This window comes from Flavonifractor sp. An306, assembly GCF_002159455.1.
Classification (GTDB): domain Bacteria; phylum Bacillota; class Clostridia; order Oscillospirales; family Oscillospiraceae; genus Flavonifractor.
This window is the reverse complement of the sequence record NZ_NFIQ01000058.1, coordinates 1-24,612: the sequence shown is the minus strand read 5'-3', so window position 1 is coordinate 24,612 and position 24,612 is coordinate 1. Positions and strand designations below refer to the sequence as shown.

The 24,612-nt window shown below is 55.3% G+C and carries 27 protein-coding genes; 7 read left to right on the top strand and 20 right to left on the bottom strand.

Annotated elements, in window-relative coordinates:
* The 5 genes from B5F88_RS13850 to B5F88_RS13830 form a co-directional block, all read left to right on the top strand.
* Nucleotides 1-260, top strand: a 260-nt coding sequence (locus tag B5F88_RS13850) for a hypothetical protein (RefSeq protein WP_087347332.1), incomplete at its 5' end; no start/stop codon positions are given.
* Nucleotides 261-506: 246 nt separating this feature from the next.
* Nucleotides 507-1,763 carry a type IV secretory system conjugative DNA transfer family protein gene (locus B5F88_RS13845; protein ID WP_087347329.1) on the top strand — a complete coding sequence of 419 codons (1,257 nt, stop codon included), beginning with the start codon at nt 507-509 and terminating at the stop codon, nt 1,761-1,763.
* 165 nt (nt 1,764-1,928) lie between these two features.
* Nucleotides 1,929-2,966 carry a replication initiator protein A gene (locus B5F88_RS13840; RefSeq protein ID WP_087347327.1) on the top strand — a complete coding sequence of 346 codons (1,038 nt, stop codon included), beginning with the start codon at nt 1,929-1,931 and terminating at the stop codon, nt 2,964-2,966.
* A gap of 3 nt (nt 2,967-2,969) precedes the next feature.
* Complete coding sequence (locus tag B5F88_RS13835) at nt 2,970-3,512, top strand: hypothetical protein (protein WP_087347324.1); 543 nt, start codon at nt 2,970-2,972, stop codon at nt 3,510-3,512.
* A gap of 20 nt (nt 3,513-3,532) precedes the next feature.
* Nucleotides 3,533-5,224 (top strand): hypothetical protein, encoded by a 1,692-nt coding sequence (locus tag B5F88_RS13830; protein ID WP_087347320.1) that lies wholly within the window; start codon nt 3,533-3,535, stop codon nt 5,222-5,224.
* Nucleotides 5,225-5,656: 432 nt separating this feature from the next.
* Here the strand turns inward: B5F88_RS13830 and B5F88_RS20290 are convergent, their stop codons facing one another.
* The 3 genes from B5F88_RS20290 to dinB form a co-directional block, all read right to left on the bottom strand.
* Nucleotides 5,657-6,016: a hypothetical protein gene (locus B5F88_RS20290; RefSeq protein ID WP_140402128.1), complete on the bottom strand. Its 360-nt coding sequence runs from the start codon at nt 6,014-6,016 to the stop codon at nt 5,657-5,659.
* A 229-nt stretch (nt 6,017-6,245) separates the two neighbouring features.
* The gene (locus B5F88_RS13820; RefSeq protein WP_087347314.1) at nt 6,246-6,491 is read right to left on the bottom strand and encodes a hypothetical protein; all 246 of its coding nucleotides are present in this window, start codon (nt 6,489-6,491) and stop codon (nt 6,246-6,248) included.
* 5 nt (nt 6,492-6,496) lie between these two features.
* On the bottom strand, nt 6,497-7,747 hold the full coding sequence (gene dinB / locus B5F88_RS13815) for a DNA polymerase IV (RefSeq protein ID WP_087347311.1): 1,251 nt from the start codon (nt 7,745-7,747) through the stop codon (nt 6,497-6,499).
* A 159-nt stretch (nt 7,748-7,906) separates the two neighbouring features.
* On the opposite strand from dinB, the gene B5F88_RS13810 reads away from it, so the two are divergent.
* Together B5F88_RS13810 and B5F88_RS13805 are read left to right on the top strand one after the other, a co-directional pair.
* A complete protein-coding gene (locus B5F88_RS13810) occupies nt 7,907-8,488 on the top strand; it encodes an SOS response-associated peptidase (RefSeq protein WP_087347307.1) in 582 nt (193 codons plus the stop codon).
* 53 nt (nt 8,489-8,541) lie between these two features.
* Nucleotides 8,542-8,892 carry a hypothetical protein gene (locus B5F88_RS13805; RefSeq protein WP_087347305.1) on the top strand — a complete coding sequence of 117 codons (351 nt, stop codon included), beginning with the start codon at nt 8,542-8,544 and terminating at the stop codon, nt 8,890-8,892.
* A 505-nt stretch (nt 8,893-9,397) separates the two neighbouring features.
* On the opposite strand, the gene B5F88_RS13800 is transcribed toward B5F88_RS13805, so the two are convergent.
* The 17 genes from B5F88_RS13800 to B5F88_RS13725 all read right to left on the bottom strand — a co-directional run.
* Nucleotides 9,398-9,730, bottom strand: a complete 333-nt coding sequence (locus B5F88_RS13800; RefSeq protein ID WP_087347302.1) for a hypothetical protein — start codon at nt 9,728-9,730, stop codon at nt 9,398-9,400.
* A gap of 189 nt (nt 9,731-9,919) precedes the next feature.
* Nucleotides 9,920-10,087, bottom strand: a complete 168-nt coding sequence (locus B5F88_RS20745; RefSeq protein WP_162612193.1) for a hypothetical protein — start codon at nt 10,085-10,087, stop codon at nt 9,920-9,922.
* Nucleotides 10,088-10,115: 28 nt separating this feature from the next.
* A complete protein-coding gene (locus B5F88_RS13795) occupies nt 10,116-10,994 on the bottom strand; it encodes a DUF4261 domain-containing protein (protein ID WP_087347300.1) in 879 nt (292 codons plus the stop codon).
* On the bottom strand, nt 10,991-11,866 hold the full coding sequence (locus tag B5F88_RS13790) for a spondin (protein WP_087347297.1): 876 nt from the start codon (nt 11,864-11,866) through the stop codon (nt 10,991-10,993). Before B5F88_RS13790 ends, B5F88_RS13795 begins: the two co-directional genes overlap by 4 nt.
* Before the next feature lie 114 nt (nt 11,867-11,980).
* Entirely contained in the window at nt 11,981-12,694 is a 714-nt protein-coding gene (locus B5F88_RS13785) for a hypothetical protein (protein ID WP_087347294.1), read from the bottom strand.
* A gap of 11 nt (nt 12,695-12,705) precedes the next feature.
* Complete coding sequence (locus B5F88_RS13780) at nt 12,706-13,485, bottom strand: hypothetical protein (protein WP_087347291.1); 780 nt, start codon at nt 13,483-13,485, stop codon at nt 12,706-12,708.
* Nucleotides 13,486-13,498: 13 nt separating this feature from the next.
* Nucleotides 13,499-13,858 (bottom strand): hypothetical protein, encoded by a 360-nt coding sequence (locus B5F88_RS13775; protein WP_087347288.1) that lies wholly within the window; start codon nt 13,856-13,858, stop codon nt 13,499-13,501.
* A 12-nt stretch (nt 13,859-13,870) separates the two neighbouring features.
* Nucleotides 13,871-14,224, bottom strand: coding sequence for a hypothetical protein (locus B5F88_RS13770; RefSeq protein ID WP_087347286.1), 354 nt, complete (start codon nt 14,222-14,224; stop codon nt 13,871-13,873).
* A gap of 51 nt (nt 14,225-14,275) precedes the next feature.
* The gene (locus B5F88_RS13765; protein ID WP_087347283.1) at nt 14,276-14,635 is read right to left on the bottom strand and encodes a hypothetical protein; all 360 of its coding nucleotides are present in this window, start codon (nt 14,633-14,635) and stop codon (nt 14,276-14,278) included.
* Between the two features lie 18 nt (nt 14,636-14,653).
* The gene (locus tag B5F88_RS13760) at nt 14,654-15,166 is read right to left on the bottom strand and encodes a hypothetical protein (protein WP_087347280.1); all 513 of its coding nucleotides are present in this window, start codon (nt 15,164-15,166) and stop codon (nt 14,654-14,656) included.
* 66 nt (nt 15,167-15,232) lie between these two features.
* Nucleotides 15,233-15,583, bottom strand: a complete 351-nt coding sequence (locus B5F88_RS13755; RefSeq protein ID WP_087347277.1) for a hypothetical protein — start codon at nt 15,581-15,583, stop codon at nt 15,233-15,235.
* 22 nt (nt 15,584-15,605) lie between these two features.
* Nucleotides 15,606-16,307 carry a hypothetical protein gene (locus B5F88_RS20740; protein WP_162612192.1) on the bottom strand — a complete coding sequence of 234 codons (702 nt, stop codon included), beginning with the start codon at nt 16,305-16,307 and terminating at the stop codon, nt 15,606-15,608.
* Nucleotides 16,297-17,046, bottom strand: coding sequence for an SMI1/KNR4 family protein (locus tag B5F88_RS13745; RefSeq protein ID WP_087347272.1), 750 nt, complete (start codon nt 17,044-17,046; stop codon nt 16,297-16,299). The genes B5F88_RS20740 and B5F88_RS13745 overlap by 11 nt, the downstream gene beginning before the upstream one ends.
* 16 nt (nt 17,047-17,062) lie before the next feature.
* Entirely contained in the window at nt 17,063-18,175 is a 1,113-nt protein-coding gene (locus B5F88_RS13740) for a hypothetical protein (protein WP_087347269.1), read from the bottom strand.
* A complete protein-coding gene (locus B5F88_RS13735) occupies nt 18,172-18,486 on the bottom strand; it encodes a hypothetical protein (RefSeq protein WP_242959799.1) in 315 nt (104 codons plus the stop codon). Before B5F88_RS13735 ends, B5F88_RS13740 begins: the two co-directional genes overlap by 4 nt.
* Complete coding sequence (locus tag B5F88_RS13730; protein WP_087347266.1) at nt 18,479-19,342, bottom strand: CbrC family protein; 864 nt, start codon at nt 19,340-19,342, stop codon at nt 18,479-18,481. The genes B5F88_RS13735 and B5F88_RS13730 overlap by 8 nt, the downstream gene beginning before the upstream one ends.
* A gap of 15 nt (nt 19,343-19,357) precedes the next feature.
* Nucleotides 19,358-24,612: DUF2185 domain-containing protein (locus B5F88_RS13725; RefSeq protein ID WP_087347263.1), on the bottom strand; the 5,255-nt coding region annotated here is incomplete at its 5' end.

The following is a 24,612-nucleotide window of genomic DNA, read 5'->3' as shown; positions in this document are numbered from 1 at the left end:
TAGACGATATGTGGACGGTTGCAAATACCATCATCGTGGATGTCTACTCCAAAATCGCCGGCATCAGCACCGTGCTGGCCGGCCTCATGTCCGCGGTAGCCGTGGTGGGCGCCAAGATCTCCAATAACCAGCACAAGGTCGATCAGGCATGGGATTGGCTCAAGCGCATCTGGATCGCCTGGGCTATCGTCAACGGCATCGGCGCGTTCATCGCCTATATCGCGCCCTTCTTCTCGGGCCTCGCCACCCTGACGCCCTGATTTTCCCTATGGAAGAGAAAAAGCGATGCCGGATATGGCAAAACCTGTCCGGCAGGAAACCGGAGCAGCGCAGCGCGGGAACGGCCGGCTCTCTTTTCTAAATCTCCGGCTCTGGCAGGAAGGAGGTGTCCAAATTGCTGGAGCTTATCTTTCAAGGGTTTGTCGAATGGATCTACGGCATGGTGCTGGAGTGCTGGGAGTATTTCGCGTCTGTGCTTTTGCAAGTCATGAGCATGGACTTCGCCTATCATCAACAATACATCCAACAGCGAGGAGCGGCAGGACTTCTGGAGCAAGGCGGAACTGAATCTGCTGGTGGCCCTTATCCACTATGTCATCCGTCTCAAGGGGCCGGACGGCAAACTGCGCCCCATCCACGAGCGGAGCCTGGGCGCCATCTACCGGCTACTCTCCAGCGAGAGTTTCCAGAGCCTGGAGGAGATCATGAACGGCCTGCCCAAGGACCATCCGGCCAAAGCGCCCTACGGCATCTTCAAGCTGGCAAACCGCCAGATCTGGGGCAATATCGCCATTGGCCTTGGCAACCGCCTGGCCGTGTTCCAGAATCCCCTGGTGGACAAGATCACCGCCTATAACGAAATCGACATGACGCTCCCGGGCAAAAGGCCCTGCGCCTACTTCTGCGCCATCTCCGACCAGGACAGCAGCCTGGAGTTTTTAAGTTCTCTTTTCTTCTCCCAACTCTTCTCCCGCCTGATGAACTACGCCCGGCGGGAGGGCGACGGCGGACGCCTGCCGGTGACGGTGAATGTATGCCTGGAAGAATTCTGTAACATTGGAAAATTGATTGATTTCAAGAAAACTTTAAGCGTATGCCGCAGCCGCGGCATCCACTGCCAACTCATCGTGCAGTCCATCAGTCAGCTCTCCGACCGCTACGAGAAGAAAGAGTGGGAGGAACTGATCGGCAACTGCGACATCCAGATCTGCCTGGGCTGCAACGACCAGATGACGGCGGAATATATCTCGGACAAATGCGGCTCCGTCACCATCCGGGTCAACAACAACCAGTTCCCCCTCATGCCGCTGTTCTCCCCGGTCTACTCCACCACCCGGCCCTACTCCCAGACCCGCAGCAACACCCAGCGGGCGCTGATGCAGCCGGATGAGATCCAGCGCATGGACAACAAGCAGTGCCTGGTCCTCCTGCGGGGGCAGAAGCCCATGCTCCTCTACAAGATCATCCCAGACGAGTTCCCTGCATTCCAAAAGCTGCGGCCGACGCCGGTGAGCGAGCACATTCCCGCATGGCGTGCGCGTATGGCCAATGAGACGGAAAAATCGGTGGAGCATCCCGGGCAGGAACCGCCCCAGGCGGAGCCGGAGCCCACGCCTGCGGCCCAGCCGGATGTGAAAGCGCCTGAGCCGCTGGACGGGCCGGAGCCGAGATTTGACTATGACTTCACCGGCGGGGACGACGATTTGGGCATGGTGGAGAAGGGCGTGGCCTCGGTACTGGGCGAAGATGAGCCGGAGGGATAGCAGTAAGAATTGTTTTGACCGCGGGGCACGCATGGGATATGGATCAGCGCGTTTCCCATGCGTGCTCTGTCTGATGCTCAGGCATTTCACATCCTAAAACGCCCGAAGTTTGATGCTTTTATGAACAGCCGCTCGAGAATGTAAAAATAGACTGGAGGTATCCCTATGAGGGCCGCGAAACTGAAGGAACGCCCCGGCTTCTCCTTGATGAAGCAGACGGACATACAGAATCTCTACTACATGCAGATGCCCCGCTGGCTCTTTTCCGACCCCCGCTACGCCGACATGAGCCTGGACGCCAAGGTAGCCTATACCTTTCTTCTCAACCGTTTCCAGCTCTCCCGCAGGAAGGGCTGGATTAACGACCAGGGCGAGGTGTTCGTCATTTTCCCGCGCTTGGCGCTGGCCAAAGAACTGCGGGTGTGTGAGAAACGGGTCACCGCCGCCTTCCGTGTCCTGGCGGGACGCCAGCTCATCTGGGAGAAACGGTGCGGCCGGGGCGACGCCAACCAGATCTACCTGGCCCGGGTGGAACCTGTGGACGATCCGGACTACCAATGCGCCCCCTTCCTCACGGACGAGGGGGATGAGGGCGGTTTTAGAACCGCAGATCTGGCGGGTCTTGAGGAGGTGCCGGAGTCCCCGCCGCCGTCAGAACCGCAGAATCTGCCGCTCCAGAACGGCGGAAACGGCGGCTCTGGAACAGCGGAAAAGACGGTTATAGAACCGCACGATCCGCCGCCCAGTAAGAAAGAAAAAAGAAAAAAAGAACTTAGTGAGAAAGAAGTCAGTCAGTCTGTCACGCCCCAGCCGGCGGCGGGCGCGGCCTGGGACGGACGGACAGACGAGGAGGAAGAGGAGGAACTTCTGGACATCCTGGACGCCTGCGAACTTGACTGCTTTGACCCGGAGACAGCCCGCGTGTTTGAAAACGCTGTGGAACGGCTGTTCTATTCTGACAGTTTCCGCATTGGAAACGCCACGCTCCCCAAAAGCCGCATCCGCGCCAAACTCCGGCTGCTGGACGGCATGGTGCTGCGCTCCGCGGAGAGCAAACTGGCCGCCAACCTGGAGCGCGAGGTCAAAAACTCCACGGCCTACACCATGGCGACCATCCTCAACTGCATCGCGGAGAGCGAGAGCGATTTGATGGTGGATCCCTATCTCAACAGCCTGCGCGCCCCGCCGGAGAGGAGGTGGTAAACAATGCTTTTATCCAAACAGCAGCGGTATGTGCTGGATGTGCTGAGGCGCCTGGGTTGCGCGCGCAAAAATCAGCTGGATGCATTGCTGAAGGCGCGGTTCTTCCCGCCGGAGAAGGCGGTGCCGCCCGGTTTTCTGGATGCCATGCTGCGGCAGTTTCGCTGCGGGGATGTCAAGGTGCGCCGCCAGGGCGATGTGATCTTCCTGCCGGAGAAAGCGCCTGACGCACGGCTACTGGAGGCCATCGATGTGATGCTGGAACTGTCCGGCGCCGTTCCGTCCGACTTCTGGGCGGAGGCTAAGGGCGCGGTGCTGCTGCGCTTCTCTGTGGCCGGCAGGCGAATAAGCCTGTTCGCCGTGCTCCACGCCGGCGACCTCATCGGCCCCGACGCGCGCTCGCCCCCCGCCGTGAGCAGGGCCGAGCGTGTGGTGGTCCTGCTTTCGGGCGGCGGTCCCCCGCCGGCACTGTCCATCCCCAACACGGTATTTTACGCCCTGCGGCAGAAAGACGGCTCCCACCGTTTCTTTGCCCGGGAAGGAAACTGACATGACAGGAGGAATTAGCTATGCCGAAAAAGAAAGCCGTACCCGAACCTGCCCCTGAACTGGAAATGGAGCCCGTCCCTGCCGCCGAAACTGTGGAAGATCCCTCTGCTGTGGAAACTGGGATGGCAGAGGACGCCGCGGCCCTGCCTGACGGGGACCCCGCGGCTGCGCCGATGGAGGAGGGCGCACCCAAATCGGATGACTCAGCGCCGGTGCCGGAAGACCCGTCCGCAGATGGGCAGGACATGGCATTGGAGCAGGAATCCGGCGGAGCCATGGAGCCGGATGCCGGGGACGAGACGGCGCCGGAGATCCTCGGCCTGGAGCCGGGCCCCTCTCCGGACGCCGAAGACAGGATCGACGGGGATATGCCCGTGCCGGAGGAACCGGCCGGTATGCCCTGGCCGGACGCCGCCGGGGAGGCCCCTGCGGACTTCCCCGAATGGGAGCAGTCGCCGTTCCCGGACCCGGGACATGCCTTGGACGAAACCGTGTCCGGGACAGATGGCATTTCCCCGCCCGCGGAAGGCTTGGAGGCTGGTCCGTCGGATGGTCCCGACGGCGCCGAAGTCCCTGTCCATGGAGAGGCGGGAGACGGGCCGGAGAGCGTCCCTGCCGGGGAACGCACTGGTAATGCCGATGGCGGCCCACCCGGGGCAGCGGAACACGGCGGGCGTGACGATGCCGCAGAGCCGGAACCCCCGCCCCGCCGCCGGGCGGCCAGAAGGACACGCCGGACAGCCGCGGCTTCGGAAGAAGCGTCCGGGCCTTCTACCGCGGAAGCGACCCTGGAAAACCGTTCTCAGCCGGAGACAACCCAGGGAAACGACCGGCGCAGTTTCTATGACCTGGACTTCAACGCCCTGGACCGCGGCCTCTCCCCGGAGCAGAGACAGGAATGGAACTCCATCTACGCATCCTACCGCGGCCGCAGCGTGCTCACCGGCGCCATCGCCGGCGTGGACAGGCACTCTGTCCGGGTCCGCGACCGCCGCACCGGGGAGATGGTACGCCAGGATATGTACTGCGCCACCGTGATCCCATTCCGCGTGCGCATCCTGATCCCATCCACCGAGATGTGGATGCAGGGCGAGGAACGGCCGGACTATGTGCTGCGGAACATGAGCGGGGCGGTCATCGACTTTGTGGTGACCCATGTGGACCGCGAGGCCGGCTTTGCCATCGCATCCCGCCGCATGGCCCTGCGCGCCCGCCGCTACTACTTCTCCACCCAGCCGTCCATGCACCGGGCCGGGGCGCGGGTCAAGTGCCATGTGCTGGCCGTCGGCCCCCGGCGCTGCCTGGTGGAGTGCGGCGGGTACGACATCGACCTGACCCAGCGGGAGATGCGCTATACCGCCATCCCCGACCTGCGGGAGCAGTACCACCGGGGCGACGCCCTGGACTGCATCGTGAAGGAGTATGACCGGGAGAGTGGAAGATTGGTCATCTCCGTTAAGGAGACCAATCCCAATCCCTTTGACGGCGCGGAACTGCGCCACCCCGAGGGGTCCCGGCGGCAGGCGGAGATTGCGGGCAAGTACGCCGGCGGCGTCTTCTGCAATCTTCCCGACGGCGTGGTGGTCATGTGCTCCTATTCCTTTCACTACGATGACGCCGCTTTCGCCATCGGCGACAAGGTCATCGTGATGCTCCAGCGATACGACTTCGGAAAAAAGCAGATCTACGGCAAGATCGTTGCCAAATGGTGATACAACGAACAGCCCCCGTTCCTTCTATTGGAGCGGGGGCTGTTTTGTTTGTTGCGGCACATACAAATTGCAGATATGTTCAAAAAGCAGGAAATGAAAGGTGAGGCAAGTTTCAGTGAGAATAGGGGGATGTGATCTTGATGGGTATTTATTACCACAAAAGTCTGCGGGACCTTCTATGGGAGTTCAATGAACAACCTGTATCGCAGGCCACCGGACTTGTGGAGGTAGGCAAAGTGGGTGTCGAAGGCCCGCAGAGCGCTCGGCACTTCAGAGTGATGGCAGGGGAGAAGGAGAATTGCTTCTTTTCCAGAACCTCCTATTCTGCAAAGCGATTTTCCGCTGTGAATTTTTTATAAAAAAGTCTTGGAGGATTACCTGTATGCAATCCTCCAAGACTTTATAGATTCCTATACTCTGTAACGGTAGTTTTTACTGCTCGATTTTGTGAAAAGGGCAAGCGCAATCAATATATTCGTACTTTACTCGTCCATGTGCAAAGGGATAATCCAGACGCTCAATATAACTTGTCTTTGAATGGTTCAACTCGAATTTGAAATCATACTGTTTGGCTGGATCTTTTCTGCTTTTTAGAATAAATCTAATAACATCATTTTTGTTTTCCGGAATTTCCCATAGTGAAATTGTTACGCACTCTGTATCATCGTTGTACGGCGGAATCGTGACTGTTCCCATTTCGCTTGTCAGTGAAAATATAAAATAGGCATCATCAATGGAAAACATAATGTCACCAGATTTTTCATCATATTCATATTGAACTAGATTTGCCATGGTGTTTCTGTGATATAAAAAGTAGATGCCAAACAGTATTACAACGATTGCAATACAGGCTAAAACTATCAGAAGTCGCCCATGTGTTCTTTTACACGACATCGAGCATCACCCCGCATTTTAGAAAGAGGTTACAACCTTGGGTATGGTTACTCACATAATAACGGAAATGTGAAGATTCGTCCAGTGGTTTGAAGGACAAAGTCAACGTACCATTTTCTCGTCCAGTTCATCGCTTGGCACAGACGAACCATCGCCCCTTCTCCATCCACAGGTACGTTTCCCGGCCCTGAATCATGCAGGTGTAGCGGTCTCCAACACCGCCCACACTCTGGCAGGCCGCCCGCCGGACATCCAGCACTTTGTCCACCGGGTATTTGTGGCTCTCGTCAAACTCTATCAGTATAGGGCGCAGGCGCCCCTCTGTATCAAATCGGACAATGACCGGCACATATCGTTTTTCACGCTGTTCCATCTGTGTTATCCTCCAAAATATCCGACCGGGTGGACGGTGTGATCGTCCCGCACATTGATGTGGCCCAGAAGCGGGTCGGTATCCAGCAGCGCACGGCGTACGCTCATATAGCCGTACCGCTGACGCAGGCGGTCTACCGCCCGGTCGATCCGCTCCCACTTGTCTCGCCGCTGATCATCTGCATAAAGAGACATTTGGACGGTTCCGACAGCCTCCACCAGACCCGCGCCACGCAATCCAATGCTCCGGATCGGGCGCTCCCAGTGATAGTGGCGGCGGAATAAGTCCATCCCTACTTCTGCCAACTCCTGGCTGGAGCAGGATGGGGCAGACAGTTTTCGCTGCCGACAGATGGAGCGCAGTTCAGTATCCCGGACATAGATCTCCACGACTGTGCAGCGGGATGCCAGATCACGCATGCGGGAACAGATGCTTTCAGCCAGCAGGAGCAGCATCAGCTGCACATCACCTTCGGACACCAAGTCTCTCGGCGTGGTGGCACTATTGCCAACGGATTTGATGTTTGGGATATGATCCGTCTTTTGAACAGGGGAGACATCCTGTCCTTTTGCGAACATGCTGAGGACCAATCCCATTTTCCCGAGGCGCCGTTGCAGAACATCCTCTGAGCACTCTGCCAGACGGCCGATGGTGCTGATCCCAATGGCCCGTAGCTTTTTGGAGGTGGCTGGTCCCACATAGAGCAGATCTTCCACCGGCAGAGGGTAGACGATTTCCTTGTAATTATCCTGCTCGATCCGTGTGATGGCGTCCGGCTTTTTGTAGTCGCTGCCCAGTTTTGCAGTGATTTTGTTGTTGGCCACACCAATACTGGCCGTGATGCCGAGTTCAGACTTAATCCGATTGCTAATCTCCTGGGCAATGGTCATGGGGGAGCCATACAGCGCCACACTCCCTGTTATATCGAGCCAACTCTCATCCAGGCCAAATGGCTCCACCTGGTCCGTGTAGTCCTTATAGATCTCCCTGGCATAGCGGCTGATACGGATATACTCGCTCATATCGGGGGGAAGGGTAACAAGATTGGGGCAACGCTGTTTCGCCTGCCAGATGGCCATGCCCGTCCGAACACCGTAGGGCTTTGCGATATAATTTGCTGTGAGTACAATGCCATGACGTTCCTCCTTGCTTCCACACACTGCCAAGGGCTTGTTGCGCAGTTCTGGATGGCGCTGCATCTCGACGCTGGCGTAGAAACAGTTCATGTCACAGTGTAAAATATGGCGTGTGCCCATTGGTGTCACCCCCTTTCTTTTAATAATAGAACATTTGTTTGATTAGCGCAAGAGGAGATTTCTGGGCGATAGCAGGATCCTGTTTTGTTTAGTATCTGTTTGTGATATACTATATTTTGTGTCAGCGCGTACAACTTGTTGCACAGGAGGCCATAGAGAATGTGTGGACGGTATCAGTTTACGGCGGAACAATGCGAAGAAATTCGGCAGATTGCCGATGCCATCCAGCGCAAGTATGGAGCCGATGCATGGTCGCCGGGAGAGGTGCGGCCGGCCAACCGCGCACCGGTTCTCCTGGACGATGCCGGTGGGCCTGTCCCTAAGTTGATGAAGTGGGGATATCAGCTACCTGGTACACTGGTCATCAATGCCCGGGCTGAGACTGCGACAGAGAAGCCCCTGTTTCGGGACAGCGTTCGGAACCGGCGCTGTCTGATCCCATCCACGGGATTCTACGAGTGGGACAGCCAGAAGCGGAAGTACCTGTTTACCCTTCCCCGGGAGGACGCCCTCTATATGGCGGGACTGTATGACCGACGGGGAAATGAGGATTGCTACTGCATATTGACCACATCGCCCAACGCATCCATGCGGCCCGTCCATGACCGGATGCCTCTCATCCTGACGGGGGAGCAGCGGCACAGATGGCTCGCTGACGATGACGCTGCAGCAAGGATTCTCACGGTGGCATCCCCGGAACTGATGCGTACGTCTGCAGAAGCCCAGATCAGCCTGTGGTAGATGCAAATGGCTTAGTACAGCATATTTGAAGTGAGAAGAAAGAGGGAGCAACTATGGATGCAAGCATAGAACTGAATTATGAAAATCCTGTTTTTTCAGAAGAAGAAGTCTGTAAAATGACCACGGGATCACTCGAAGGTTTCTATGGAGAGACACAAAATAGTTATAAGCAATATGAGCTGTTTTTTGCTCTTCTGAATTCATTACATCACTATCTGAGCGAGGGAAAAAAAGAAGTTGCGGCTAAGATCTCGTATTTGATAGCGTATTATTTGCATATTGCTTTAACCCCGATTGCGAACTTGGAGTTGGCATCATACTATATCGAAAAGGCGATAGAGCTGGACGCACGGCAAGAATATCTCAAGTGGAAGGTTGCAATCGATGAAGATCTGGGAAAGTAATCAAGTATGGTGATGATCTGACACAGCTCTGATCTCTAATCGGGGCCGGTGAACAGCGAGTTTGGTTTTTCGCCGGCGCCGGCGAACCCCGCGGGAGCGCGCAAAACACTTTCCCACCGCCAGCCCATAAGGGCGGCGGTGGGAAAGTGTTTTTGTATTACTCTCTAAAAGAGGCGGTAACGCAGCAGTCTTACTCCCTTTTGAGAAGTATTGCAAGATAGGATTTATAAGGTTCAGACAATAGAAAGGGTGGGTGATTTTATCGGCACAAACTATTTCACTGCCTACAACGCCAAAAGAAAAAGACCAGAGATAAGGCCTCGACTACCACAAGCATATCCGTCAGTGCAAGCAAGAGAAGCTATCCCATGGTAACGGTAAAATTTTTCAGCACATAAAAAGGCCGCCATCTTGGCGCACAGGCAATGAGATGGCGGCCTTATCTTTTTATATGCCGGGAGATTTGACGGTTACGGTCGGATGTGACGCAATGCTCGGCGTTTACTTATTCAGAAAGATTGATGCCCAATTTCTCCGCAATCTCTTCGGGCTTCATTCCGTTTTTTTGCGCTTCTTTCAAAATCTCCTGGATCTTTTGCTTTTTGGTCTTACGCGGTTTCCGTGGCGGTTTTGGCGCAAGGATTTCTTGTTTCTTTCCTTCTAGTACCTTGATTCGCTCCTGGGCAGCCGCAATTTTTTCATCAAAAGAGGCGATAGCGGCCTGCTTCTTTGCTTCGAGTTCTTCAATGCTCTGGTTGATTACTCCGATTTTGGAGTCAATCTCAGCAGCTCTTTCCTCCGGCGTACGGCGTACACGCTTGGTTTCAGAATCAGCCATTAAGCTCACCATTCCTTTACGGTTAGTTCCAGTTGGTATGTTCAGTATAGCATAGGGGAACAGAACTCACAACTTTCTTTTCGCCGTATTGCAGAAAATAGAATGGGAGCAGGGGAGAGGGGACTGCCCCTTGATGACTCCATTCGACCGTGAAAATATTACGCTTCATGCATTACCAGGGATGGCCTATCAGGTAATTCGATAACCTCTTTTTGTCAGGTCATGAATGAAATTGAACCATTCTTCGAGGGAGGCAAAGCTGCTCTCTTGATAACCTGATCTTGGCTGAGTCGATACTATTTTTTCCTCCTGTGAGTACCAGATATGCTTTGTCAGCACAGGCATTTTTTCATCCATCTCTATCCGTCCCAAACACACTTACATTTTACCGCTGCCCAGCAGCAAATTCTCCCATATTGATATCCAGCACTCCTCTGGGGGGCTGGATCAAGGCATCCTCATACTGGCACTTCCACTGGATCTCTCGGCTCATCTGACCATCCGCTACGCCATCTACCGTCTCCCCATCCTGAATGGGATTGTTGTGCTCCAGTATGTACGACGCCACATTGTAGGCGTGGTTTACCACCCAGTTGGGGTCCATGCCATGAAAGTGATACTGAAGATCCGGCAGAAACAGGGTGCTCATACCCACCGTGTCGATGAGCATATCCTCCGTACCCTCAATGTTGAAGAATCGGACATTGACGCCAAAACGGATAAACCGATCCGAGCCTTCAATCTGATGGGAACGCACATCCTCCGCCAGCAGGAGCTTGCCGCAGTTCTGGAAATAGAACGCCTCACAGGTGGGGTACAGCTCCGCAAGGGCTTCCACGAAGTCGGCGTCCAGGTTGGCCCGCTCCAGCGCCGGGAGCGCCGCCGTCAGCATATCGGTGGCCACGACCTGATACCGGCACTCTGTGAAGATTCGCTCCCGCTCATCCAGGCAGTCCCACATCTGGCTCATCAGGAAGGCATCAAAGCCTTTGCCCTTGAACTTGTCGCATTTCATTACCATCAGCTGTACCGGGCATTTGCCATCCTGAAATTCCGCTATATGATCTAGGGCGGCAAAGCCGGCCATCTTTTTATCACGGCAGAAACACTCTACAGCATCGATGTGCTTTTCCATCACAGCGGTCATCTCATCCTTGTCCGGCATGTCCACCGGCTCTTTGAACAGCATCTGAATGAGATAGGGGCCGCCGGGCTGTGGGCCTTTTTTGTCATCCAGGTTCTGCTTGAACACTTGATTGCTCATTTGTTTTCCTCCTTCTTCTCCGGGAACAGCTTCCACCGAAACTCCAGTTCTCTCTGGACAAACTCTTTCGGCAGGCCTTGGGGATTGGCGATGAGATACCAGGCCCGAAAGGTGCGCTTCTCTGGGTCTGTCTCCTGCCGGTAGAGATGATAGCCCGCCTCATCCTCCTGTGTCCACTGTCCTGTCTGCCGCATGGCCTGCACAAAGGGTTCCACCACCTGGTCCAGTTCCTCTTTGGTGCGGCTTGAGGCCCAGGCATGATCCACATCCTTGGCATGGGACTGGTAGAACAGCAACTTTCCAGTATGGGTCTTCGCCTTGCACTCCGGCGTTCCGCGCAATTCTGCCTGACGGCGGTACTCCGCCAGCTGTTCCACTGTCCCGTATCGTTCCACCATCTGCTCGTCCACATGGATGCGCCAGCTGTAGTCCTCCGCCTCGGTGAAGGGGGCGCAGACCGGCTGTAATGCCTCCACGGGGTCTGCCTCGAAGCGGTCGATGAAGTCGAGGTAGTTGGCTTTGACCAGGGGCAGGAAGGTGTCCAGGAGCCCGGTGTCCAGCCGCAGGTCCTCTGTCAGCATCCGAAAGAATGAACCGCCTGTTGTGGGTTCAATTCTGAAAGAGTAGAGGTAGTCATCTCCCTGCTTTATGATACAGCTGAAGCCCACCTCCACATTTCCATGGCCGATTTCGTAGTCTATGTAGTTGTAGTGGCTCCGGTCGAACCAGATCTGATAGGTCAGCCCGTTTTTAGTTTTCTTTTTGAAGTCGCCTTTTTTCAGCCGCTTCCAGCCCTTTTCCTCCAGGCCCAGGCCGTTCCACAGGTAGTCCAGAAGCTCCTGAAATATATCTGCCGGGCGTTTTTGTTCCATAGTCTCCACCTCCTTACAAAAACTTTTTCTGGGATTCAGCGGCCATTTGCAAATCAAATATGGAGCAGGGAAACAGAGGCACAAACCATCTCATTCCCGAGTCATTTTCTGCCGTCACGGGTCGGACTTATTTTGCTCCATTGCTTGGGCGATCTGTTTCATAGCCATGTCGATATAGAGATACACCCCATCACGATCACAGTGGAACAGGTTGGAGTAACATGTGCTTTCGTTCGGGTGAAGGGGATTCGGTTCCACTACTTCGGTGGCTTCCAGTAGACCAGTACCCAGTTCAGCCGCAGCAGTAAGAGCCTTTTTCAGAACAGCAAACTGCCCATCGCTCCAATGTTTCTCCAGATCTTCCAGTACCTTTGGTTCCTGCTCCAGATCCCGGAGAATCTGCAAAACCTGATTTGGAGACAGGTACACGCCGGAGCAGTAGTTTTCAATGATCTGGTTCTTTGCCGGGTTGGGTAAGGCAGTGGGCACCACCTGCGCCCAGGGGGTGAAGTACCGGGCATATTCCTGCTTTTCCTCCATCAGGAAGGAGAAACTGCTCCCTCTGGTATAATAGTAGTCCCGGAAAAATCCCTGGACCACCGCAATATAAAAGCCATGGCTTTTATCAAACAGCTCGTCCGATTCTGTCTCTGCCCCAACCCGCAGGGTGTCCAGATACTTTTCTGCATAGAAATCCTCGATTCCATGCTGCGCGGCAAGGGCCAGAACCTTTTCTTCCTGTCCCTGCTGTATCCAGGTTAGGGGAGTAAAATACCATTCCTGTATTTCGTCTGGCGAGATCGGGTGAAAACTTACATCGTATCCCATAAAAGTCCTCCTTAGTAGTCAAGCAAGATGGGCACCTGCTGTTCCTCGGCAAACCGCATGGCACGCCAGAACATGGAGAAGGCGAACTTGGCCAGGGATTGGGTCTCATACTGGGTGTGTTCCGGGATGTCCGCCTTGCTATACTGTCCGTCCGGGCCTACGGTCCCGTCTACCGGGTACCCTTCCGTATCCGCCCAACCAAGGATGGTATCCTCATCGGCCTGCCATGCCAGCTGGTTCAGCTTCTCCAACTCCTTTCGCAGTCCGCCCAGGGTGGCGATCATTGCCTGATCATCGGTGGGCAGAGGGGCCTGAAAGAAGAAGGCATCCGACAGAGGCAGCCACCAAGTGGCCCCACGGAACAGGGACCAGACCCGCTCCTCATCTGATGCAAGGCGGGAGATCAGAGGATGCTCTCCAAAGTTCCAGTCCTTCTCCACGGTGGAAGGCACCGGCTCATTGTATGTATGGCAGGCGGCCACCAGCAGCATGGCGCCGAAGGCATCCCAATCCGGCTTGTCGGTGTAATAGGGCTTCTCATTATCCTCCGGCCAGGGAGTATAGGGGGGCTGGCCCGGCTGAGAAATGGCGCTCAAGATCTGATCCCGCCAGTTCTCCACTGCCGCCTGGACCTCAGCTGGGGACATTTCTTCCTCGTTATCAGCAGTTTCTCCATCTGGCGTGATTTTTTGAAAGCCCCATCCATTTTCCTCCGCCCACTGCTGAACAACAGTTTTCCAGTTGTGAGAATAGTACCGGGTCAATGTTCCGGCGTAGATGTCAAGTCCCATGGCAATACCTCCCTCAAAGTTCCCCACAAGGTATCCTTGCATTTTCATAGCAGGAAATCAGCTTCTCCAGCCATTTGTCCGAGTAGCCCAGCCGTTTGCTGTCTGCAATCAGTCCAAAGTCGTCAGAGATGTACCCTGCCAACTCATCATTCTCCGATTTTTCGTAGACGGTGATGTATGCTTTCTTCTCTATTTCTCGGGTATCAGCAACCGTTTTTCCCTTTTTCAGTTCTTCGAGAGCCTGATAAACCCTGACCCATTCACTGTCAAAAGGATCACTGTCTCTTTGATCTAAGAAATCGTCTATATCGAGTTCTTCATAATTGATTTGGCTCAGTTTATCAAGCAGCTCATATATTTGCTTCTCCCACATAAATTTCACCTCTTATTCCCACTCAAAGGGTTCCTTTAAGTCATATTTCTCCATGATCTTATTTTCCAGAGCTTCATAGGCATCCATGTCCTCTGGCTGCGCTGGAATACCCTTTTCCCACCAGTAACCGTTCCCATAGTAGAAAAACATAGCCCAGTAATAAGTCAGTTCATGGCTGAATATCGCCACGCCCATAACATTATCCACCGGTGCTGCCAGCGGTGAGCGTTCCACGATTTGGGATGCATCCTCATAGGAGATCCCCACCAGCTCCACCAGCAGGTGCTTCACCAGTTCGCAGAAACTGTACTGGTTGAATATGACCTGACCATCCTCGTCTTTGAACACAAGTCCATCTCTTGCCATGGTATTTCTCTCCGTTTCTTAACCTGCATCCTTGGCTTGGGCATAGTCTCGTCAAGTCATTTCATACAGTAGGGCAATGTCGCCCCGCACCAGTTCCAGATGGGAGCGCAGCGTTTCAAGCCCGCTTTGCACCGCCTCGGTGGGCAGATCCCAGTCTGGGGCAATTTCAGCGGCCAGCTCCGGGAGGTCCTGCTCCCGCAGGGCTGCCAGCACATTAGACGCCAACTCTCCCTTCAGCAGAGCGCAGTCCAGGGTGTCCTCCGCCTGGGGAGCAGGAAAACGGACATCCAGATCCAGCTCGCTCTCACACCAATCCCAGATGGCCATATAGACCGCGCCGGAGCAGTCACCGTTGGACAGTTCCTGCCGCTGGCCGTCTTTGAGAAGATAAAAGGATGCGATCTGTGACATAGTGGTTCCTCCTGTATGTTATTCTTTTTCCATCAGCCCTTCTGCCTGCATCCGGATCACATAGAAGGCCCGCACCCAGTCCAGCTCCTGCTCCATGGATTCCTCCAAAGCCAGCAGGCGGCGCTTTCCCAGCCTGCGGTCCAGAAGGGCAAAGACACGGACAAGCGGATTCTCGCTGGTAAGGCTTTTCTCGATGCTCTGGTTGTCAAATTCGTGAAATGCCTCATAGAAAAAAATGTTGTCAAAACAGCCGTCGTTCAGCGTCCCTTCATGGGCCAGCCGGAAAGGGGCCTTTGGATCGTCCTGGCCGATGCCCTCCCGCCGCAGGGCCTGATATCTGTTCCAGTAGTTCTGTTCATAGGCATAGTAGTTACTTCGCAGCACCTCCACGCCGTCCAGTCGAATGGCTGCCCGGCCTGTTTGGTCATGGCTTTCCCAGTAACTGGTGGCAAAATACTGGATGCGCCCCCGGAGCGCCGGGCACAGGTACTCATTCTCCAGCTTGTTCCGAATTCCGCTCCAGGTTGACATGATAGCCGCCTTCTTTCTGCTCTTGCCGTAGATAGAGTGCATTCCCCATAAGGAAAAATTTTAAGGCTACATATAATTTTCGATATATGATCGTTCTATAAATTCTTTTACTGCAAATAGATCTGCAAACTCCTCATACTGGGGAAATCCGTCCACATTATGTGCTGAGTAAGTCAAATGGACCAGATAGTAAATGTCTCTTCCTGTTCCATTTCTGAGAACATATAACACATCATCATTGGATTCACACTTCGCAACCACCCGGATTTTTTTGCCGTATAAGAAGTGATCTTGTCCGATTTCTTTGTTTAGTTCAGCAACAAATGCTCCGTCCGCCTGTGTGGAGGGGATCATATACCAGTTAAAATCTTTACCATATTTATCATAGAGCTCACAGAACATTTCTTCTAATATCATGTTTCATTCTTCCTTCGCGCATTTACAGTTCAGCCCTCAACTGCTCTATTGGCACTCGAACCTCTTTCCACCGGCCATCCTCTGTGTCGCAGCCCCGAAGAAGCAGACCGTCGCTTTCCCAGCGGGCAAATTCGATATCGTCAAACCGGGTGTCGTCCGGGTCAATGATGCGCCGCAGATCCAGCCAATGTTCCGGGGGCTGGAGCTGGAGTGGGTGGGAGAAGTCCAGCACAATAGTGGAGTAGGGACAGGCCCAGATGCAGCCGGTGACGGCCAGCAGGTCCGAGTCGGGGTCATAGTCCGCGCTGGTCCAGATGAATACCTCCTCCGGTTTCTGCCCCTCCTCCGGGTGGACACAGGCCGGAACATAGTGCATCTCCTGTCCGCGCTCCACATCCAGGACGCTGTATCCATACAGCTCTGTGCGGAAGATCAGATAATGTGTTCCATTGCGGTGGCGAAACAGGGAGCAGAATTCACCATCCGTGTCCATGTTACGCCAAGCATACCGCACCCGGCCCTCTTTGTCCAGCAATTCGTTTTCACTGCCGTTCAGGTAAAGACCCCCCTGGTGGCAGTAGGCTTTGGAGCGGACGGAGTATCCGTCCGTCAGGGGGAACTGATCATCCTGCGAGGGAAATCGGTTGCCCGGAACAAACAGGGCGTCATACTGCGCCCGCCAGTCCCAATACCTTTTTTCATAGGCGATGTTTTCAGTGCTCATTGAGATACCTCGCCAGTTTCTTCTCCAGCAGTTCTGTCATATCATCGCAGAGGCGCTTTACCTTGTCCTGCTCATGGGCGTAGTACCAGATGGTTTCCTCTCCGGGGCGGAGCAGGAGCTGGTCGCCGTCCGCTTCTTTCCAAAACTCGCCCAGCACACAATACCGCTCGCCATGAATGGTCAGATTAAACATCCCGGAAAGGAAAAGGTCCACGCCTGTGGACGCCTGGATGCCCGCGGTCAGCAGGAAGAACTCTCGCACCTGGGACGGGAGCGTGAAGTCCAGCGTGCTTTCCTGATCTGCGATCTGTTCCTCCGTGGCGGCGGACTGGATTTCGTCAGAGAGGTCCAGCACCTTTGCCAGCGCCTTGGAGAACTTGGGGTATCGGCCAAATAGCTCCGGGTGGCTGGCCTTGAATTCCTTTTGCTTTTCCCGCTGCACTCGCTCCTGCTCCTTGCAGAACGCATCCAGCTCGGCCAGATACCGCTCCTGGTAGAGATTGCTGGCCTCAAATGCTGTGCCGCTCTTTTCCAGAATGGCGATGGCTCCCTTTTGGCTGCCAAACACCGGAACCCACTGAAAACCGTGTCGGCGGGGCTTCAGTTTCAGAAATTCCTCCCTACCCAGCAGAGCTTCCAACTCCGTCTCATGTTCGTCCCACCAGCTCCACCAGGTTTCGGGAGTTTCCCGCCCCTCGACCAAGTCCAGGAGTTTTACTGTTAATACTTCACTATCCATAGGTCACTTCTCCGTTTTAGAGGGCGCAGGAATAGATGCTCATGGCCCCGTAATCGGTGTGCAGGACAAGCCCGCTCTTGGTAAAGGCAAAATTCACCTGCCGCACCACAAAGGGGTCATCAATGGTGGCCAGCAGCTGGCCGCTGCCGGTATCCCATACTTCTATGGGGGAGCTGCCCCGCTCCTGCTGAACGGCCATCAGGCTGCCCCTTGTCCGCACCATACAGGTGTCTGAAACACTCAGCCCCTGCCGGACAGAAAACGGGAAAGGATTGGCTATCTCCTCTCCGGTCTGGGTCAGATAGAACCTGCCGCCCACTGAGAAACACTGGTCATCTGGAGAGAAGAAGGGATGCCAGCCCTCATTGGGAATCACCACTTTTTGGGCGGACTTCAGATCGACCAGCACATACTCACCCTCGGTGACGCGGTAGGCCGCTTTGCTCTGCCGGGGAGAGAGCATCCCGAAGCAGTAATAGGCAAAATTCGGGTCTTTTGACTTCTTGCATTTTACCGTTTCCCGCCACACCTCTGTGTTGCTGCCAAAGTCAAAGACAACAATCTCCTCGCCCGTGTACCACAGGGCCAGGTCGCCGCTGACATCCAGCATGGTCTTCATGCTGTTTTTCTTGTTGGCAAAGGGTGTGATTTCATGGGAGCGGAGTGAGAACTGCTGGAGAAGATAGCTGTTGTTCAGCAGCAGGGTATTATTGGGGCAGAGGACCTGCTCATAGGTCATCCGCTTGGCCCCCAGAGAGACCGTTTCAAGGATCGCCCCGCTGCCATCGAAGTGATAGAGGGTTTCGTCCTCAAAATCTCCGACCACCCTCGTCAGGAAGAAGTCGTCCCGTGTGAGGGCGGCAGCCAAGGGCATAAAGCCGTTGCTGTCCTTGCCGACAAACCGATGGCACCGCGCCTGCCCAACAGCGGCATCCGGATTCTGATAGACAAATCCTTTCCGCATTTGGCTCATCATGGCGCTGGCAGTCTTGCTCTTGACCTGGAAGGCGGAGTCGCACAGGATCTCCTTGACCTTCCCGCCATTCAAGCAGGTTCGGATGGTATGTCCGTCAATTTCAATCCGCCACTGCTTATTTGTGGCGGGGTTGAGGAAGGTTTTTTCAATCATGGTTTTGGCCGTTCCTCCTTTCGGATCAGGATGCTTTTTCCCTCGGAGTTGATGCTATACAGGTCATCCAGATGGATGTGGAATCCATCCCCGCGAAGAGTTTCTGCCATACCCAAAGCGGCTTTCGCCAATAGAAGCAGCCCCGCCCGGTTTCCCGTTAGCTCCAATTCATTTCCATCAGCATGAGTGGTAAAGGAGAGGTGGGCTTCCGGTTCCACTGGAAGGATGGGCAGTTGTTCATCATTCAGTTGAATGGTCAGTGTTTTGGGTTTCATCGCTTGTATCCCACCTTTTGAAAACTCCTCAATCAAAATCCATCCAGACCAGATGTTTTCCGCAGTGGATGCACTGGAACAGATAGCATTGCAGATGCCCGCCATTGACGGATTCCTGAATCATTTCCTTATGTTCGTCATCCCACATTGGATCGTCTAGAACATCCTCCAGCACACCCAGCGCCCGCAGCTCTCTGGCACCCACAGGGCCCAGATAGGCGCAGTAATCGCCACAGTGGGCCCGCCAATATTCCTGCTGCCAGCCGGAGTAGCCGGGGGTGCGGTGGATCAGCTCGTCCAGCTTCTCTGGATCGTCTACACCATCGTCCACAGAGAAATCATCTTGAAAACTACCGTCATATTTCCGGGCTGCTTCGCCGTTGGCGATGCACTCTGGGCACAGATATGCAATATCCTCCACAGCGTAAAAGGGGGCTGTATAGAAAATATGGGTCGTCTTGCCGCAGCAGTCGCAGACAACGCCGTCTGCGGATTCCTCAAAAGCCCCAGTTTCCAGAGGGTTTGGGTGATACCGGAAGGCGGGCAGGCCCAGCTGGGCCTGCCGCTCCTTCTCTTTCTGCTTCTCCTCCGGCGTTTTGGGCCTGGGGAGGGCATAATGATTGCCCCAGTTTTCCGCATAGTCCTTCAGCGTGCCCAGCCGCTTGAGGGTCTTTTTATCGGAACGATTTCCGATTTGGCAGAGCAGTTCATAGGCATCCTTCTTGAAGTCCAGCAGATCATACACATCCACCAGCACTTCCTTGGCCTGCTGATCCTCACTCTGCTCAAGTTCTTCCTTGAAGGTATATAGAGCGCGGACACTGTCCGGACCTTCATTGGTCGCAACAAACTGTTTTTTTAGTTCGATATAGGTTTTCTGATATTCTGTCATTGGTCGCACCTCCCATCAATCCCACCAGAAATACCAGACGGTGGACTGCCGCAGGACATCCGCCAGATTGCCCACAGTGGGGTCATCTTGTTCTTGATCCACGATGTCCGGGCAGAAGCCGTACTGCTCTGTGGCAACCTCCATGGCCTTCTCCTGGGAAACAGGGGCTGGGAGCAGGAATTCCAATTCATCGTGGCTCATGGCGGCAGGGATGGCGCCATACTGCTGGAACCAGTATTTCGCCACTGCCATCAGGTCCGGTGTGTCGGGACACTCATTCCAATTTCCAAAGGGCAGATAGGCGAAGATCTCCCAGGGGTTCTTTACCGGAATTTTAGCCAGAATGAGCGGATATGTCATGTGACTGTCCGAGTCCCAGTAGCAGGAGAAGCGGTCATTGTCATAGCCGCCCTCCATCTCGCCCAGGACTTCCTCCTCCCAGTCCAGATCATCGTCCTCGGCTTCTTCCTTGCGCTGGCCGATCAGTGCCTCCAGGACCGCCTTGCTGTCCTTGACAGGTGCAGACAGTATCTTCTTCCGGTAGTCGGCTACCTTGTCCGGGTCGAAAGCATAGTCGTCCTCACCATCACTGTCCGGGTCGGAATTCATAATGAGGCACTCCCACAGGGTTTCGTCATCCGCCTTGATGAGCACTGGCACAAAGCCTTCTTTGACACTTTCCCGTTTGGCATAGCTGTATGCCGACATGATGGGATCATCGTCCTTCATGGAGGGGAAATAGGTGCATTCACAGTCCAGATACTCCATCAAAGCCTCAGCCAGCTCCGAGGGCTCCAGGGTGTCCTCGTCGAAGTCCTGCCCCTGCCAGTTTTCGAAGCGTTCTTCGATCACCTTCGCCATGGCCTGATAGTAGTCCTCATCAAAGGGGATGAACAGGTAGGCTTCGTTCTGGATCTCGTCGGAGTAGTTGCGCTCCTGTCCAATGACGCCGATGGCGTAGTTGTCGATGTCGCTGGGGAAGAATGGACTTTCCTGACCATTGGAATATGCACCATAGTAGTAGGCGGCAAAGGCTCGGCCGATCTTGTTGAACATTGGGCCGACCAGCTGACCGTCCAGCTCATCCCGGATAAATGCCCGCAGATCCACGCCGGTGGGGTCAGCCTTGACCTTCTGCACCACATCGCCGTATTCCTCTAAAAATTCGTCGCCCATCAGATCATGCTCTATGCACCAGCGCAGGTAGATGGCCATGTGGTTGTAGGCATTGATTGGGTCAATGGGCAGACCCTTCTCCTCAATGCTCTCGATATGATAGGAGGCATCGTCCATCTCACCGTCAAAATCATCATTGGAAAGGGTGCCACGAGTGATGGCATCCTGGCGGTCAGGCTCCACCACAAAGCTGATGCCCTCCATCTTGTCCAGCAGGGCGTCCGCGTCATGGGCCAGCTTATACTCCAGTTCATCCCGGTAGAGGGGGATCACCTGATAGAAGTTGACCTCCTCGCCGCCGGGCAGGATGCAGACCTCGCTGCCCTCCTCCGTCCCCTGGGGACCGGTGAGAATGGCGGCACACAGCTTTGTGTTCTTTGCAAAGTCCTCCTCATGATCCATGGTGTGGCCGAAGCCCAGCCAGGTATCGCTGGCAATGGGCAGATGGGCCAGGGCTTTCAGCAGGCGGATGGGCCAGTGCCACCGCTCGTCTTTTATGTCATCCTGTTTCAGCTTCCAGTCCTTAGGCAGGGCGATGGCCAGCTCCGCCCGCTCCAGTTTGTACTCCGCCAGCGCCTCCGGCACATTCATCCGGTGGGCCCCCATGCCCATGGTGACCAGAGTATAGTAGTCCCGCTCCTCCGAAGGCGGAACAATGCAGATATCCACATGGATATCCAGGGAGTCCAGCTCGTGGAACACATTCTCAAACGGTCCGAAATACTGCTGGATGTGTCCCTCGATGGCATTCATCTCCTCCTCGGTGTAGACCTCGGGAACACAGGCTTCTTCATCCTCGGACGCTTCGCCGTCCGAGTCATCGCCATCATCGTCAGGGTCACCGTCCGATAACGCCCAGGAGATTTTCAGGGTCATCTGCTCCTCCGGCAGGCCGACGCCGGGGCTGCGGGTGATGGTGTGCTTATCATCTGCCGCAAAACCGATGGTCTCCCCATCGTGCAATTCCACATCATTCTCCAGCACATAGGAGGCAAGGCTGGCCAGGAAATCCCGCAGGTCATTGGGGTCGGCATTGGTGCCCAGCACCTCCATCTCGTCTTTTCCGAACGCCTCCATGCCGTAAGTGTAGCCGTTCAGACCCTTCTCATTTTGCCAGAGGCCGAACCAGATCCAGTTGAAGATGGGCAGCTCGTCGTTCTTTATCATGTCGGCAAAGCCCTCATAGAACCGGGGCTCAAACACCACGCCGCTGGTGTAGATGCCGGTGGCATATTCCTGCCGGCAGCAGGCGGCTACCACCTTGGTGAACAGCTTGCCCTTTTCCAGAAGATTTTCCTCCTTGCCCAGCACCGCCACCATCAGGTGGGCACGGTGCGCCTTGGCCGTTTTGACCGCATCCTCCCACATATAGTTGTTTTCCGCGTTGCCCTCGGCCTCGCCGCCGGGGATGGGGTAGGTCGCCAGGCTGACAGCGGCAAGTATGTCGCCCACTTCGAATACCAGCGCGTCGTCATCCTTCTCCTCGCTGGCGTCGTATTCATCCACGGCAATGTCCCACTTTTCTTTCATGTCCCGGATGAACTGCTCTTTATCCCATTCTGCCTTGGACAGCAGCACAAAGCCGGTGAAGACGCCTGTGTGGTCACTCTCGTCCTCGGACTCTGCCTCGGCCCGCTTTGCGATTTCTTTCTGGCACTCCTGAATCACCGCTGGGGCATTCTCGTCCTCCGGGTCCAGCTCCGCCCACCGCTGGGCGTAGGGGATGGCCTTTTCCTCCTGATGGTAGAGATACTGGTATCCATAAGCCATCCGCATATTCCACTGGGCCTTGTCCTGGCCTTCCTCCCGAACCGATTCCAGTAATTCAATGGCTCGGAGCAGGGCTTTTTCTGCCTTGTAGTAGGGTGGTTCCTCTTGATGGTCGCCCAGGATGGCGTAGTTTTCCAGCGCCTGGGCCATGGCATAGACGATGCGGTAGTTCCGCCAGTCCTCCGGGATGGCGTTCAATGCCTGGATGCAGCGGGTGTACTCGTCCTCGTCATTCCACTGCTCCAGCTGCTGGAAGAATTCTTCTTCGTTCTGCGGGGTGTAAGGGATATAGTCCATGCCCGTCAGCGTCTCGTCCAGTTCGGAGACCTGATCCTCATCGTCCGGCTCCTCATCGTCCGGCGTTTTCAGGTTCACTGTGCCTGCTTCCCGACGGAAGGTGTGGAAGCTGGCCCAAGGGATGTCGCTGTCCTCGAAGAATTTCTTAGCCATCTGGAGCGCCGTTTGGATGTCCCAGGCGATGAAGTCCACATAGCCGCAGAAAAGGCCGGTGGCTCCACCAGTGAGGGTGAGGATCTCCGGGCCGTCGCCAGTGGTGAACACTTCCTCCAGCTTGTCCCGGAAGTCGAAGATCTTATCCGTTCCTTCCTCCTCCCGCAGGGTATCCAAAGGATAGCAGAAGAAGCCAGCCACCGCGCCGTCGGCATGGAGAGCGTCCATGAAGTCATTGTCGGCATCCAGATAGCCGTTGATGAGCGGCACGCAGTTGGTGGAGCCGACCATCACATCCAGCCGCCAATCGGCATCCGGGTCCTTGTTGGGTTCCATTTTGTAGCCGAGGTAGCTGTTCAGATAGGCTTCCGGGTCAGTGGAGAGATTCGCTCCCTTTTCCTTCAGCTTGTCCGGCAGCTGGGACATGGGGATGGACGGCTCTGCCCTGGGGGCCTCCAGTACATCAAAGCTGCCTATGTATCTCATGTGGGGGATCTCGCCCAACACCTGGTCAGTGAGGGTGGTGAGCATCCACCAGGCCCGGCCTTCTTCTTCCTCCAACATGGGCAACAGCTTTTCGCAGTAGGCGGAGAGTGCGAAACTGTTTTTGCCCTGCTGCTCCAGCCAAATCTGCACATCCTCCCCAGAGATGTCCCAGCCATCGTCGGTGCGAAAGCCGATGTTTCGGATGGGCTGACGGCCCACCAGGATGTTCCAGTGCTCCAGCACCTCCTTGGGGGCGTGCTTCTGGAAATAGACCAGCTCAAAGAGCTTGACCTTATCCCCCTCCGGGGTGAGGATCAGCTCGTACTTCTCGCCGCCCACGCCCATCTCGAAAGAGATTTCGTCAAACGCCTGGTTCAGAATCCCTTCCACCCGGTCCACCAGCTCCTGGCCCCGGGTGTGGTCCTTGTCCTCATCCATCATCCGGCGAAGCTGGGCTTCCTGCCGAGCAAAGTCCTTCCATGTAGATTCCGTCCGCTCCCGGAAGCACTCCGAGAACTGAGGCAGAGAAATGCCCTTCTTGCACCCGTCGATCAGCTGCATGGTGTCCTCGTCGTCGGGGCGGGCCTCCAATGCCTTTTCAAAGTAACGAAGAGCCCTGCCCTCCTGATCCAGATAGTAATAGGAATAGCCCATGCGAAAGTTCCAGTAGTAGTCTCCCTCAAAGTATTCCTCATGAGGTTTCAAGAGAGCGATGGCCTTTTTGAGCATAGCTCTGCCTTCCAGCGTTCTGTGATCTGCCTCGTTGTTGTACGCCCTTGCAAGCTGGCTGTCCATTTCCGGAGTGCGCTCCTCAATACCCTCCAGTGCTTCAATGATCTTGTGATGCTCGTTGTTCTCATGCCACTTCTGGCACTGCTTCAAAATATCCATATCCGGGTCCTCCTCGTCCTCATCCGGTTTCCAGTCTTTGATCTGCTGGAACACGCCATTTTCATCCCGCTCAAAGGCGCAGGGGGCGGGGGTGTTCAGCAGAGGAATGATGTCGGGATCGTCGTTGCAGATGGAGTTGAGGCCGTAGATCCCGGCGTTGTTAGGGTCGTCCATGTACTCGTCGCTCTCATCACCAGCGGTAAAGCGCCAGCCGCTGTCCCAGTCACCGTCCGCCTTCTCCCGGTAGCAGTAGCCGACCTTGCAGCCCTCCACCGTGATGCGGTTGGTGGCGATGCAGCCGGTGGCGTTCTCCCAGTCGGGGAGCAGATTCTTCATGTCCTCTGCCTTCACATGGTAGTCCCGGTTGCGGCCAGCGGCCTCGTACAGTTCCTTCCGCAGCGCCTCCACATCCCGAGCCATCTCCTGGATCTCCTCGTTGTCCATCATCTCACTGAGGTCATATTCCAGCGGATTCTGGGCAAAATCCGCCAGTGCCT

Excerpts from the sequence above, each read along its gene's own strand:
- B5F88_RS13780 (WP_087347291.1), bottom strand. The coding sequence starts at position 13,485 with ATGGGACTTGACATCTACGCCGGAACATTGACCCGGTACTATTCTCAC.
- B5F88_RS13840 (WP_087347327.1), top strand. The coding sequence starts at position 1,929 with ATGAGGGCCGCGAAACTGAAGGAACGCCCCGGCTTCTCCTTGATGAAG.
- dinB (WP_087347311.1), bottom strand. The coding sequence starts at position 7,747 with ATGGGCACACGCCATATTTTACACTGTGACATGAACTGTTTCTACGCC.
- B5F88_RS20740 (WP_162612192.1), bottom strand. The coding sequence starts at position 16,307 with ATGAGCACTGAAAACATCGCCTATGAAAAAAGGTATTGGGACTGGCGG.
- B5F88_RS13830 (WP_087347320.1), top strand. The coding sequence starts at position 3,533 with ATGCCGAAAAAGAAAGCCGTACCCGAACCTGCCCCTGAACTGGAAATG.
- B5F88_RS13820 (WP_087347314.1), bottom strand. The coding sequence starts at position 6,491 with ATGGAACAGCGTGAAAAACGATATGTGCCGGTCATTGTCCGATTTGAT.
- B5F88_RS13765 (WP_087347283.1), bottom strand. The coding sequence starts at position 14,635 with ATGTCACAGATCGCATCCTTTTATCTTCTCAAAGACGGCCAGCGGCAG.
- B5F88_RS13805 (WP_087347305.1), top strand. The coding sequence starts at position 8,542 with ATGGATGCAAGCATAGAACTGAATTATGAAAATCCTGTTTTTTCAGAA.
- B5F88_RS20745 (WP_162612193.1), bottom strand. The coding sequence starts at position 10,087 with ATGGATGAAAAAATGCCTGTGCTGACAAAGCATATCTGGTACTCACAG.
- B5F88_RS13730 (WP_087347266.1), bottom strand. The coding sequence starts at position 19,342 with ATGACAGAATATCAGAAAACCTATATCGAACTAAAAAAACAGTTTGTT.
- B5F88_RS13785 (WP_087347294.1), bottom strand. The coding sequence starts at position 12,694 with ATGGGATACGATGTAAGTTTTCACCCGATCTCGCCAGACGAAATACAG.
- B5F88_RS13800 (WP_087347302.1), bottom strand. The coding sequence starts at position 9,730 with ATGGCTGATTCTGAAACCAAGCGTGTACGCCGTACGCCGGAGGAAAGA.
- B5F88_RS13795 (WP_087347300.1), bottom strand. The coding sequence starts at position 10,994 with ATGAGCAATCAAGTGTTCAAGCAGAACCTGGATGACAAAAAAGGCCCA.
- B5F88_RS13790 (WP_087347297.1), bottom strand. The coding sequence starts at position 11,866 with ATGGAACAAAAACGCCCGGCAGATATATTTCAGGAGCTTCTGGACTAC.
- B5F88_RS13835 (WP_087347324.1), top strand. The coding sequence starts at position 2,970 with ATGCTTTTATCCAAACAGCAGCGGTATGTGCTGGATGTGCTGAGGCGC.
- B5F88_RS13740 (WP_087347269.1), bottom strand. The coding sequence starts at position 18,175 with ATGATTGAAAAAACCTTCCTCAACCCCGCCACAAATAAGCAGTGGCGG.
- B5F88_RS13760 (WP_087347280.1), bottom strand. The coding sequence starts at position 15,166 with ATGTCAACCTGGAGCGGAATTCGGAACAAGCTGGAGAATGAGTACCTG.
- B5F88_RS13775 (WP_087347288.1), bottom strand. The coding sequence starts at position 13,858 with ATGTGGGAGAAGCAAATATATGAGCTGCTTGATAAACTGAGCCAAATC.
- B5F88_RS13755 (WP_087347277.1), bottom strand. The coding sequence starts at position 15,583 with ATGATATTAGAAGAAATGTTCTGTGAGCTCTATGATAAATATGGTAAA.
- B5F88_RS13745 (WP_087347272.1), bottom strand. The coding sequence starts at position 17,046 with ATGGATAGTGAAGTATTAACAGTAAAACTCCTGGACTTGGTCGAGGGG.
- B5F88_RS13770 (WP_087347286.1), bottom strand. The coding sequence starts at position 14,224 with ATGGCAAGAGATGGACTTGTGTTCAAAGACGAGGATGGTCAGGTCATA.
- B5F88_RS20290 (WP_140402128.1), bottom strand. The coding sequence starts at position 6,016 with ATGGCAAATCTAGTTCAATATGAATATGATGAAAAATCTGGTGACATT.
- B5F88_RS13810 (WP_087347307.1), top strand. The coding sequence starts at position 7,907 with ATGTGTGGACGGTATCAGTTTACGGCGGAACAATGCGAAGAAATTCGG.